At 50.5% G+C, this 12,071-nt stretch carries 10 protein-coding genes; 3 read left to right on the top strand and 7 right to left on the bottom strand.

The features are described from left to right. Positions 1–221: 221 nt before the first annotated feature. From HF569_RS00905 to HF569_RS00895, 3 genes are read left to right on the top strand one after another with little or no spacing between them, the layout of a single operon-like run. Positions 222–1,751: a Ppx/GppA phosphatase family protein gene (locus HF569_RS00905; protein WP_232842523.1), complete on the top strand. Its 1,530-nt coding sequence runs from the start codon at positions 222–224 to the stop codon at positions 1,749–1,751. A gap of 2 nt (positions 1,752–1,753) precedes the next feature. After that, entirely contained in the window at positions 1,754–3,913 is a 2,160-nt protein-coding gene (locus tag HF569_RS00900) for an RNA degradosome polyphosphate kinase (protein ID WP_408610782.1), read from the top strand. After that, the gene (locus HF569_RS00895) at positions 3,913–4,848 is read left to right on the top strand and encodes a Ppx/GppA family phosphatase (RefSeq protein WP_168900992.1); all 936 of its coding nucleotides are present in this window, start codon (positions 3,913–3,915) and stop codon (positions 4,846–4,848) included. The genes HF569_RS00900 and HF569_RS00895 overlap by 1 nt, the downstream gene beginning before the upstream one ends. Before the next feature lie 669 nt (positions 4,849–5,517). On the opposite strand, the gene HF569_RS00890 is transcribed toward HF569_RS00895, so the two are convergent. The 7 genes from HF569_RS00890 to HF569_RS00860 all read right to left on the bottom strand — a co-directional run bounded on the left by HF569_RS00890 (position 5,518) and on the right by HF569_RS00860 (position 11,648). Then, positions 5,518–6,282 carry an ABC transporter ATP-binding protein gene (locus HF569_RS00890; RefSeq protein ID WP_168900991.1) on the bottom strand — a complete coding sequence of 255 codons (765 nt, stop codon included), beginning with the start codon at positions 6,280–6,282 and terminating at the stop codon, positions 5,518–5,520. Beyond that, positions 6,263–7,234 carry an iron ABC transporter permease gene (locus HF569_RS00885; RefSeq protein ID WP_168900990.1) on the bottom strand — a complete coding sequence of 324 codons (972 nt, stop codon included), beginning with the start codon at positions 7,232–7,234 and terminating at the stop codon, positions 6,263–6,265. Before HF569_RS00885 ends, HF569_RS00890 begins: the two co-directional genes overlap by 20 nt. Beyond that, a complete protein-coding gene (gene isdE, locus HF569_RS00880; protein WP_168900989.1) occupies positions 7,231–8,127 on the bottom strand; it encodes a heme ABC transporter substrate-binding protein IsdE in 897 nt (298 codons plus the stop codon). Before isdE ends, HF569_RS00885 begins: the two co-directional genes overlap by 4 nt. A gap of 12 nt (positions 8,128–8,139) precedes the next feature. Further along, positions 8,140–8,910, bottom strand: coding sequence for an NEAT domain-containing protein (locus tag HF569_RS00875; RefSeq protein ID WP_168900988.1), 771 nt, complete (start codon positions 8,908–8,910; stop codon positions 8,140–8,142). Next, positions 8,903–10,093: an NEAT domain-containing protein gene (locus HF569_RS00870; protein ID WP_168900987.1), complete on the bottom strand. Its 1,191-nt coding sequence runs from the start codon at positions 10,091–10,093 to the stop codon at positions 8,903–8,905. The genes HF569_RS00875 and HF569_RS00870 overlap by 8 nt, the downstream gene beginning before the upstream one ends. A gap of 184 nt (positions 10,094–10,277) precedes the next feature. Then, a complete protein-coding gene (locus HF569_RS00865) occupies positions 10,278–11,003 on the bottom strand; it encodes an NEAT domain-containing protein (protein WP_168900986.1) in 726 nt (241 codons plus the stop codon). 336 nt (positions 11,004–11,339) lie between these two features. Further along, positions 11,340–11,648 carry a hypothetical protein gene (locus HF569_RS00860; protein WP_168900985.1) on the bottom strand — a complete coding sequence of 103 codons (309 nt, stop codon included), beginning with the start codon at positions 11,646–11,648 and terminating at the stop codon, positions 11,340–11,342. Positions 11,649–12,071: the final 423 nt, after the last annotated feature.

Genomic DNA, 12,071 nt, shown 5'->3' with positions numbered 1-12,071 from the left:
CGTGGGACGCGTTTGGAAACTGACGGTTCTGGTCAGGTTTCAAACCGAGCTGGAGGACCGCCTCTCAGGCCGTAAGCGGTCCCCACAGCAGGCGGAATCTCTGCCAGCCGCAGGTGAATGGCTTAGGCTACTTTTCAGTCGGTTATCCTGACTACTCAAACTTTGACAATGAATTTTGTTCTTTTAAACCCTTAGATTCCAATAGAAAGTAGATGACGTTTATGGCTGATAATTATTTTGGCGCAATGCTCGTGAATGTTTCCAGTATGGAACTGTCAATTGTGAACCTCAAAACCGGCGCTCAAGCCGAACGGGTCAAATCCACCGTCGCCATCGGGGAAAATATTTACAACCATGAGGAAATTAATTTTGAAACCGTCGCCGAAGCTGCCGAAGCTTTGCGAGGATTTCTACAAATCATCAAAGATTACGGCGTGACCCAGTACCAACTCTGGGGGTCACAAGCCCTCTCCACGGCGCCCAACGCCGAATTCATTCGCGATCAACTCTTTGTGCGCACGGGACTGAGTATCAAGTGGCTTTCGCTGGGCGAAGAATCCTTCGTTCGTAACGAGGCGATCGCGTTGAAATTCGACGGCTATCACCACTTGGTAAAAAAGCACGCGGCAATTATTGGGCTCAATTCAGGGAGTGCAACTCTCTCCTTCTTTGCCCACGATAATCTCGTTGCATCCCACAATATGAAATTAGGCCCGGTTCGGATCAAGGAAGTCCTCCAAAGTCTGCGGGCCACGGCACCTAATCCGGTTGACGTTTTGGACGATTACATTAACAGTAAAGTCGACGATTTCTATCGCTTCTTACCTGAACAACTCCAGACCGCAAACAATCACGTCATTTTGATCGGTGCTGCACCACTAAATAACTACTTTATTCCTAAGGATGAGATTAGCTATACCTTACCACTCAAGCAATTCAATGACTTTAGTCGTGAAGTCATCGGCGCCTCCGATCAGTATTTAATGGAACGACTGCACCTAACGGAAGAAAACGTCGAACTCGTTTTGCCCGAAGTCCTTCTGATTCAAAAACTATTGACCGTTGTCCACGCCGACAAACTTCACCTAGTCAATCTCAACGTTCTGGACGGTCTCACCACTAACCAGGAGATTGCCGCGGGAAATCATAAGTATCATTTTGAAAATCAGATTCTCGCTTCAGCCAACGACCTCGCCCAACGTTACCGGGTCGAACCCCACCACATGGAATTGGTCCGGCACTTTGCCCTACACCTCTTTGACCAGTTGAAGTCCCTGCATCGGCTATCGGCTCGTGATCGGCTGCTTCTCCAGATTGCGGCCATCGTACACGACATTGGCGGCTTCATTGATACGCATGAACACTATTTACACTCCGACTATGTCCTCAAACAATCCGAAATGTTGGGGCTCTCCGCGGAAGAAACCCAGATCATTGCGGCCGTTTCCCGGTACCATAGCACTCGTACGCCGGCTGAGGATATCACGCACTTCCGCCAACTCACGACTGAAAAGCGGTTGACCGTGGCTAAATTAGCCGCCATCTTACGCCTGGCCGATGCCTTAGACGATGCTCACCAACAAACTATTCAACGAATTTCCGTTTCCGTTCGGACCAATAAGGTGATCATCACCGCGTTCAGCGATGACGACCTGTCGCTCATTCGCTGGGCATTCAATTACAAGGCTCAATTCTTTACCGATGTCTTCGGGCTACAACCCGTGTTTAAACAAAGGAGGCTTCACAAATGACCATTGATTATAAAGATCCTAAGTATTACACCAACCGAGAACTCAGCTGGCTAGACTTTAACGACCGCGTCCTAGAAGAGGCCCGCGATAAGGCCAATCCTTTGCTCGAACGCGTGCGGTTTCTCGGCATCACCCAAAGTAACGTTGACGAATTCTTCATGGTACGGGTAGCCTCGCTGTCCAAATTAGCCGCTGTCAACTACCCTAATCCTGATGCGTCGGGGATGACGGCGGAAGATCAACTGCTCGCCGTGAACGCTAAGGCCCACGATCAAGTGATCAAGCAATATTCCACACTAAATCGGATGCTGTTGCCGTTGTTGGCTAATTTAGATGTCCACTTGAAGTTGGTCAACGAGCTGTCCTCTCAACAATTCCGGTTCATTCAAAAGTACTTTAACGATGAAATTTCGCCGGCACTGACGCCAATGGCCGTCGACAGTTCTCGTCCGTTTCCCTTTATTGGCAACAACACGTTAAACATCGCGCTGCGCCTCTTCAAGGACGGCAATAAAAAAGACAAGCGTTTCGCCACCGTTCAGGTGCCTGACATTTTTCCTCGCACCGTGCGACTCCCCGGCGCGGACAATGACTTCATCCTGCTAGAAGATATCATTAAGGCCTTCATCGGCAACCTGTTTATCGGCTACGAAGTCAAAGAGGCCGCCAATTATCGGGTTATTCGTGACATGGACCTCGACGTTGCCGAAGAGGACACTTCCGACTTATTGAAGGAAGTTGAACAACAGCTCAAACGGCGTGAACACGGTGGCGCCGTGCGAATGGAGGTCGAAGCCGGCATTTCCGACTCACTTGAAAAGCGCCTGGCAACGGCAATTAAGATCGCCGATTACGCGGTCTACAGCATTGGCGGGCCCATTGACCTCACGTTCCTGAGCAAGTGGACCAAACAGATCAGCAATCACGGCGACCAGAAGTATCCCGCCTTTACCCCTGCCCCAACGCCGGGTGTAACGGCTGATGACGATATCTTCAAGACCATCCGCCATCACGATGTTCTGGTCCATCACCCCTTCGATTCCTTCTCCGCCGTCACCGAATTCATTCGCCAAGCGGCTTACGACGATGAAGTGCTGGCGATCAAGATGACCCTCTACCGGGTTTCAGCCAACTCTCCCATCATTAAGTACTTGGGATCGGCCGCTCAAAATGGCAAGCAGGTCACGGTTCTAGTGGAAGTTAAGGCGCGTTTCGATGAAGAAAATAACGTACACTGGGCCCAACAACTGGAAAAAATGGGCTGTCACGTTATCTACGGATTGATTGGACTGAAGACCCACTGTAAGCTGGCCCTGGTTGTCCGGCGGGAACCCGATGGTATTCGGCGCTACATGCACATGGGAACCGGGAACTATAACGACGTGACCGCTCACTTCTACACCGACCTGGGGCTAATGACGACCAACACGGACATGGGGATTGACGCCTCAAACATTTTCAACATGCTTTCTGGCTATTCCGAACCGCCATACTTCCATCAATTGCACATGTCCCCCGATGGCATTCGCGAGTTCATCGTCAGCAAGATTGACCAGGAAATTGCCAACGCGAAAGCCGGGCAACCCGCTTGGATCGAGATGAAGATGAACTCCCTGTCGGATTCCGATATGATCGCCAAACTTTACGAGGCGTCGCATGCCGGCGTGCACGTTAAGCTACTGGTCCGCGGAATCTGCTGTCTCAACGTGGGCATCACCGGAATTAGTGAAAATATTGAAGTTCACTCCATTGTCGGGCGCTTCCTGGAACACAGCCGGATCTACGGGTTTGCCAACGATGGCGATCCACTCATCTACTTGTCCAGTGCCGACCTGATGACGCGGAACTTGAACCGCCGCGTTGAGTTGCTCTTCCCTATCCTGCAAGCCAACTTGCGGCAGCGAGTCTTTGACATTTTCGCCACTCTCTGGCATGATAACGTCAAAACCCGGGTGCTCCTGGCTGACCGCACCTATACTCGCGTAGATCGGCGGGGCCTCGATCCACTCGATGCACAGTCAACATTCATGCAGGAAGCAGCTAATAAGAATCAGCACGGTGACGACCATTCCCCCAAGATGGCCAACGCCCCGCGCCAGTTCAAACCCATGCTCAGTCCCAAGAATCAACCAAAATCCCCTATTGATCGGAGTCCTCAATAATGGAAAATTTAGTCGTCATTGACTTAGGTTCTAACTCAGTGCGTATGACCATCAGCGAAATTGATGGCGCTGGTAACCATAAAACTGTCGAGCAAGTTAAGCGTTACGTGCGTCTTTCGGAAAATATGGGTGACGAACACATCCTACAGCCCGAATCCATCGACCGGACGCTCACCGCACTGGGCGAGTTCAAAAAGATTTACAGTCAACTCGACAATCCCGACATTCAAGCGGTCGCGACTGCCGCTGTTCGACAAGCCAGCAATCAGAAGCAATTTCTCAAGCTGGTGAAGGATAAACTCGGCTTATCCTTCAACGTTATTTCCGGTGCGACTGAGGCCCGTTACGATTACCTCGGCGTCATCAATACGCTGCCCATCGTTAACGGCCTGCTCGTCGACACTGGTGGTGCCTCATCCGAACTGATTCTTGTTCAGAATCGACAGATGAAGCAGGTGGTCTCAATTCCTTTGGGGTCCGTCACGCTCTCACAGAGTTACTTGGAAAATGACGTGGTCAAGGCTGACTCGTTATTTGAAGCCATGACGTTCGTCAACAGTGTCTTCAACGATGTCTGGTGGCTCCGTGAGGCTACTAACTTACCCATCATTGGCCTCGGCGGTGCGAACCGAACGCTGGCTAAGATTAATCGGCGCAAGAAGAATTTCCTGAACTTCGAGGACGTCCACGGGTATAAGCTTTCCGCCGAAGACGTCTACAGCACGTTAATCCAATTGTTAGGCCTCGATCTGGCTGGTAGAAAGAAAGTCCCTGGTCTTTCCAAGGACCGTGCCGACATCATCATCGGCGGGTTAATCCCCGTCACCTTGTTGATGCGCCTACTAGATTCACAACAGATCACGTTCTCTAACGCCGGGTTACGGGATGGTATCCTGTTTAACCGGATCAACGAGATTAAAAACGACGTGGAATAACGCCGTTTAACTGAATACGATCTTTCATTTCCCCCAATGAGGACACAAACATCCCGCAAAGCCACACTGGCCTTGCGGGATGTTTTTTTGATTTTGACTAAAGACTGAAACAACGAATATCCATTGCTAGAACCTGAGTGACAAGGATGAGTTCCTCCAAACCAGTCACCTGCGGCTGGCAGAGATTCCGCCTGCTGTGGGGACCGCCTGCGGCCTGAGAGGCGGTCCTCCGGCTCGGTTTGAAACCTGACCAGAACCGTCAGTTTCCAAACACATCCCACGCTGTAAGCCGAAAATCGGCTAACACCGTCGATACAGCTGGCTCCACCTCTGCCCTCCTCCGGTTAAACTAGTCTTTGAATGACAAGTTAGCTTAATCATTTGGGACAACAGTAGACATTCAACGTGCTAGTAATTGACAACCTTAACGTAGCCGAGAGCGAGTCAAATTTGAGCTCAGCCATGGGATTTACCAAGTGATTTCCTTGGTAAATGGCGCCTTTGAGACGCGTTTCTCGGCTCAAAGCGAGGTTCGAGACCGTTCTATGGCTCCAGCCGTCCTCCCCACAGCGATCCAGCTCAAAATTGGCGAACGACAGGCGGCAGTCTGATCTATGTTGCCTAATTCTAGTTCAATTGTATTTGCTAGGACCTTCCTCAATTTAACCGCTAATCTGTTGCCGGTACCTGTACAATATACGGGCCCAGTCGTGGGACTTCCACGATCTCGATGGGCGTCGCAAACGCTTGGGCTAACAACTTCGCCTGCCGCAGCTGTGCCGGTGTACCAGTCGCAACTAACTTTCCCGCTCGTAACAGCCATAGCCAATCGCTGACGGCAAAGGCCTGGTTAATGTCATGCAGGACCTGAATAACCGTCAGTCCCTGTCGAGCTAACCGTCGCAGCTGCGTCATCAACACCTGCTGATAGTGGACGTCTAAATAAGTGGTGGGCTCATCCAACAAGAGCACCCGTGGCTCTTGAGCCAACGCCATGGCGAGCCAAACTCGTTGCTGCTGACCACCAGAGAGATTTTGTAAATGTTCATCTGCCAAATCCGTTAGCTGTGTCTGCTCTAAATATGCTGCAATTTCTTCATCGGAAACGGTCGCAAACAAGCCATGATAAGGAAGACGGCCCATCTTGACCACCGCAGCCACAGTCATGTCGTCGTATAATTCGTGGCGCTGGCTAACCACCGCTACCTGTTGGGCCAACTGCTTAGCCGAGTAGCTGGTCAACGCCTTGTGGCCCAAAGTTATGCTGCCTTGATCAGCTTGCAACTGCCGGGAGAGCAACTTTAGTAGCGTTGATTTACCAGCGCCATTGGGCCCAATAATTGTCGTCACCTTTCCCAGCGGAAACGTCCCCGTCAGCTCTGCTAGTCCGGTTGCCTGCCCGGGATAACGAAACCTAACCTGTTGTAATTCCATGAAAGCCTCGCCCCCGTTGCAAAAGAATAATCACGAATGGCCCACCGATGACGGCCATCATGGTCGCCGCCGAAATCTCACTCGGCACAATCACCGTTCGTCCCAGCGTATCCGCCGCCAACATGAGCCAAGCCCCTGCCAGCATCGAAAATGGCAGCAGTGTTTGGTAATCATGGCCGACCAGACGCCGGGCTAAATTAGGAACAACAATCCCGACAAACGGGATAGCCCCCACGATGGCCGTGACACTGACGTCTAAGTAAGTTCCTAGTAACAGCAGGCTCCAGCGAATCAGCTTAACAGGCACTCCAATGGTCTGTAGCGCCGTATCAGCTAACTTAAGGTGATTAGCCCAGGGCGCCAGTAAGAGTGCCCCTAGCAGGCCTAATAAGCCTAGAATCAGCAAAGTCCAGGTATCCGTCCAGGTGGTCGCGTTAAAGGTGCTCGGCAGAACTTGAGCGGTCTGACCGCTACTGACCAATCGCGACAAACCAACAAAGGTCGCGTCCAATGCAACCCCAATGATAATCAAGCGGTACGGATCACGTAAGGCCCGCCCCCGCGTCAAGATGAACAGGGCCACCACCCCACCGAGCAGTGCCAGCAACCACTGACGTCCTGGTAGCCAAGGAACCAGCAACACCCCACCTAATTTGAAAAAATCAGCCGCGGAGCTAATTCCCAGAATGCTCGGATCAGCAATTGGATTACGAAATACCGCTTGAAACAGTGCACCGGCCACCGCCAGACTGCCACCACAAATTAGGCTACTGATGATCCGAGGCAAGCGTAAATTGAAGACCGTCACGAAATCACGACTAGCTGGTTGACTCAAGATTTGAAGCAAGCGGTGGGGACCAATCCACGTGGTCCCCACCATCACGGCCAGCACGATCGTCGCCACTAATAGGACGATCACGCCGCTAAACCACCAACCGACGTGTCGCATCATACCTTGACCCCCTTCGTCGGGTAGAGCCAATGACTGACTTGATCTAACGCCGTCGTGACCCGCATATTAGCCGTCGCATCAAAGATTGGTTCTTGTAAATCATAAACGCGGTGATGCCGGACTGCGGCCGTTTTCGACCACATTTGGTTATCCTTGAACTCCTGATCAAATTGCTTCGTCACCATTTTAGGCATCGCGTGTTCCAACCGCAAAATCACCTGCGGATTGGTCTTTTGAATGGCCTCATCGTTGGGCTGCATGTACTCTTGCTTTCGGCTAGTAAAGACGTTCGTGCCCCCCGCTAAGCGCACCAAGTCCCCAACGTAAGAACGGTTAGTGGCGACCATATAGTTAGCTCCTGGCAGACCCATTAAGACCAGTACCCGCGGCGCTGGCCGTTGTTGGGCCCGCTTCTTCGCCAATTTTTTAGCCGCCTGAATGTGCTTCACCTGTTTGGCAGCTGCGGACTGGCGGTGATATTGCTTTCCCAATTGCGTTAAGGTTTGTTCCAAATGCGCTACGCTAGTCAGATTTAAAAAGTGGGGCGTCACGTGTTGAGCCTTGAACGCTTTACCAAATTGATCACTCAGCGTCGTCACAGAGTATACTGCCGTGGGCTTTAGCGCCGTAATCTTCTCTACACTGGGATTCATCGGACTGCCGACCTTAGCCACGTGTTGATACCGCTGGGGCAACGTGTTGGCCGTCGTGGGCACGCCTACCAACGGCAAATTGAGCTTATTGGCAATCTGAACCACCGCAAAAGTCGTGGCAACGATCCGCGGTTGCTTTTGTTGGTGCTGTTGACGTTGCCAAGCAAAGCCACCCCCAATGATTCCGAGGATAAGCAGCACCGTCAGCGACCATAGTCCAACCTTTCTAGGATTCTTCATCTGCCAGGCCTCCTAATGTCGTCCAAAATACCACCAACTACCGCCGCCAATGAGGACTAAGATGGCAACGATCCCGCCGACCAGAGTTCCCCAGTGCGTCTTTTGTTGGGGCACCTGGTCTTGACTAGCCGCGTGCTGGGCAGTTGCCGAATGCTTGGCTGGTGATTGCACTGAACGCATTGACTGACTGGTTGCCGAACTCGACGCTACTGATGACTTGGCCTGAGCAGAGTTAGTTGCCTTAGATGAAGCAGCTGGTTTCTTAGCGGCTGGCTTCGTGGCTTGTGACTGCGATGCCTGATTGGTCTGTTTAGCCACCGTTGTCAATGTGGTTGCTTGTCTCAAAGCGGGCAAGTGATTGGTCTTAAACTGAAACGTTATCTTATGTTTTGCCTTATAAACATCCGGCACGTCAATCGCTAGGCGGGCATTGATTCGTCGCTTAAGATTCGTGGTGGTGAAACTGTAATATAGATGGGAGTTCCCGGCTTGGTCCTTCGTCTTACGGACGTTTTCCGGTGCATGACCATCCACCGAGAGGACCTTAACCGGCCAACTCGTCAACTTTTTGGCCGTCTTCAAGTCCATCGTGACCACGTAAGCCTGATGCTTCACCTGCACCGTGGCCGGATGGACAAAATAACCGCTGGCCATTGACGTCTGCTTGGTGCCGTACTTAAGGGCCGAATAGTCAATTGATTGGGCGTGGGCCGTGAGTGATCCGGCGATCATTAGACCACCAACGACCGCGAGCAGGCCTAACCATGATCTGAATCTAAGCATGGCGCTTCGCCTCCCATGCTACCAGGCCAATCGCCAACAAACCTAGTACACCCCAGAAGGTCTCGTTGTGTTGCGCATCCCCCGTAGCTGGTAAAGTGCGTTTGGCAGACTGGTGGTGAGGAGTCGTCGTGGCTTCATTAGCCACCGTGTGCTTGTTGGTAGTCTCAGGCAAGGCAGCCACCGCCGCGGCCGTCGCTTTATCAGCCGACCCACTAGCTGCAAATTGGAACCTTACGGGGAAGGTCTCACTGATAGACATCATTGGCACCGTCACGTGGATCTTTCCCGGTACTAATTTCGCCGTCAAAGCACGCGTCGAACTGATCGGGAACCAGTAAGTCATGGTATAATTCTTCGCGGTTTGACCGTACGCCACACGGCTGGCTGGTACCGTCACGCCGTCCATTTCTTTAGGCACAACTGCCCGCGGTCCTAACTTCAAAGACTTCGCATAGCTGACCGTTAGAAATACCCGGTAACCGTTGTCCGCTGGCACAACTTTAGCGGTGTGCGTGTAATACTGATTGGCATCAGAGGGCGTCATTGCATCCGCCTTCAACACCTGATACTTCCAATAACGCGCAGCCGGAGTCGTCGACTTAGTTGATTGAGTCGTCGCAGCCGGTTTAGTTGTCTTGGTGGTCTTAGCCGGTACCACCGGTTGGGTCGCGTCGCCTTTAGAAATCAAAGCCGTCGCTTGCTTGAGCAAGTCTGCCGTCGTCGTGCTGTCACTATCACGTTCAGCCTTAGCCCAGTCCAACGTGAGCCGTGCCTGCTCTTGCATCTTCCCCATTGGCGTGGCTAACTTAAATGTTGCGGGTAACGGACTCGTCAATTTTGCCAAGTTAACCTGATAAATGGCCTGCCCGTCGACCTGCTTCACCAAAGTGACGAGTTGCTTGTCGATTGTCATGGACTTGATGTACTGTGAGCCATTGCTCGTTAGTAGCACCGTGGCCTGCTGATCCTTCACGCGAACCGCTGCGTAATCACTAAAGAATTGATTGGCCGATGACGTAGCCGTACTGTCAGCTTTAATGATCTTGGCGGGCACCACGTAGATGCCATCATCCATGGTCGTAGCCGCCGCAACGGGTTGCGCCTCTCCTTGAAGCAAGCAGAGCGCTAATCCCGCCACTATCGTTAATCCTAATATATGTAAACACCATTGCAATTTTCGCATGGCACACTCACCCCATTCATAAAAATAACTCGCGAGTTCACAATTGCTGTACCCGCTTTCATTCTAACAAAGTGCATTCGTCGTCACAAATTTATTGTATTAAACCTAAAGGCCCTTAACTCTTTGATAAACAAAAGACCACCGCTGGTTGACGGTGATCTCTAAATTCAAGGTGTGGTCCAAATTACTTCGCAACTGTAATTGTCTTGGTAACCGTCTTGTAGCCGGCTTTCGTGGCCGTTACTTTAAGCTTCCAATTCTTCTTAACGGCTTTCTTCAGCTTAACCTTGTAAGTGGCCTTCTTCGTCGTTGTCTTACCTAAAGTGGTCTTGCCGCGCTTAACGGTAACCTTGGCGCCTTTGGTCGTCTTCCCAGTGACTTTCTTTGCCTTGGCCTTAACCTTCTTAGTGCTCAACTTAACCTTAGTCGTTGCGGCTAACGTACTTGTCTTAAATTTCAGCGTTGCCGCCTGCTTCATCGTCACAACCTTGCCATTCATCGGCACTGCCAATGAGAAGGCTAAGGTGTGGGCCTTCTTCAGGTTGACGTTGGTAAACCGATACGTGTTGCCATTAGCCTTCTTAGTGACCTTAGCCGTCTTACCACCTAACGTCATCGACTGAATAAATTGGTTGCCCGCCTTAGTTACGGTCAACGTAACGGTAGCTTTCTTATTCTTCACGGACACTGCCGCTTTGGTCTTAAAGTATTGAGCCGCTTCAGAGGCCGTCGTTGTCCCCGTCTTGTAGATCCCATACTTAACGCTATACTTTCCGTTAGCCAGCTTAGCCGCATTCAACTTAGCCGCCTGAGCAGTTGCCGGCGTCGTTCCTAATTGTACTGCGGGAATTCCCGCCCCAACGCTCGTCAACATTAACAAAGCACTAAACACCGTCAAAGATTTTTTCACAGTGAGTCCCTCCAAAATATGTAAAGTTTGACTTTTATGAATCCGATTACATAGTAGCATGATTCACTATTCAGCTCCAACATAAAGACTCCTCAAATACTGCTGCAATAGGCTTATCGGGTGATTAATGACTTGGGATGCTTGCTGATTTGTGTTAGGATTCACGGTCCTCTTCCCTCACCCAACCGGCGTGCGCGCTTTAGTAGCTTACTTTTCCCCTAGTTAGTCTTTGCAAGCCGGAGCAGGTTTGTTTTCAGTTATCAATCAATAAGTGAAAATAAAAGTGATTAAAAAAGTTTGACCGGATACTTAACTTTCCGGTCAAACTTTTACCGACTACCCGATGTGGTTTTCATGGAGAATCGCGGCGACTTCCTTTTGCATCTCCGCCGGCTTCTCCCATTCTTGAAACGTTTTAAAGTCTTCGTCAGGCATTTCATAATGCTCATTCACATAATCTTCGTAGGCTTGAACGTGAGGTGTGTGTGCAATATTTAATTGCAAAATCCGCACCTGTTTGATCAGGCCACGTTCGACGGCTAGTTCTGCCCGCCCATTTTGAACCATGTCACTGATTTCCATGTACTTGCTACCATCCAATCGCGTAATCTCTTCGATCAGGGTAAACGTTTCATGACTTTTCATCAATTCTCACCTTTCATTGACGATCTCGTTTTCTAACACTAACCAGCTAGGCCAGTCAATACCGGCTTTAATTATACAAGGTTTTAGACAAAAACAAAACCACTACCAGGGAATGGTAGTGGTCGGCATAAGAGAGAAAGAGAATTGATTAGAAGGTAATTATTAATACCTTACGAGTTATAATATACCGTTCTTTGTAAGCGCTGTCAATGCTTTTCGTGAAATATTTCTTCACTTTAACGATTTTATCGTCTCACAACTTCCACCCGTCATCAGTTAGCCCTTGATATATCAGCTTTTACCGGTCTATTAGGGACTGTCTGAAAACTAAAAATTCAGGTATAATCTGAGGAAAAACGAATCGAGGCATTCCGATGACAACACCTAAACGATACGAACTAGAAGATGCTCAGTGGGACCGAA

The sequence above is a fragment of the Levilactobacillus tujiorum genome (genome assembly GCF_012641185.1).
Lineage (GTDB): Bacteria > Bacillota > Bacilli > Lactobacillales > Lactobacillaceae > Levilactobacillus > Levilactobacillus tujiorum.
Note: the sequence above shows the minus strand (reverse complement) of the source record. Positions and strands in the feature narration are given on the sequence as shown.

Bases quoted from the DNA above. Each gene is read 5' to 3' on its own strand.
- HF569_RS00870 (WP_168900987.1), bottom strand. From the start codon at position 10,093: ATGCGAAAATTGCAATGGTGTTTACATATATTAGGATTAACGATAGTG.
- HF569_RS00890 (WP_168900991.1), bottom strand. From the start codon at position 6,282: ATGGAATTACAACAGGTTAGGTTTCGTTATCCCGGGCAGGCAACCGGA.
- isdE (WP_168900989.1), bottom strand. From the start codon at position 8,127: ATGAAGAATCCTAGAAAGGTTGGACTATGGTCGCTGACGGTGCTGCTT.
- HF569_RS00905 (WP_232842523.1), top strand. From the start codon at position 222: ATGGCTGATAATTATTTTGGCGCAATGCTCGTGAATGTTTCCAGTATG.
- HF569_RS00885 (WP_168900990.1), bottom strand. From the start codon at position 7,234: ATGATGCGACACGTCGGTTGGTGGTTTAGCGGCGTGATCGTCCTATTA.
- HF569_RS00875 (WP_168900988.1), bottom strand. From the start codon at position 8,910: ATGCTTAGATTCAGATCATGGTTAGGCCTGCTCGCGGTCGTTGGTGGT.
- HF569_RS00860 (WP_168900985.1), bottom strand. From the start codon at position 11,648: ATGAAAAGTCATGAAACGTTTACCCTGATCGAAGAGATTACGCGATTG.
- HF569_RS00895 (WP_168900992.1), top strand. From the start codon at position 3,913: ATGGAAAATTTAGTCGTCATTGACTTAGGTTCTAACTCAGTGCGTATG.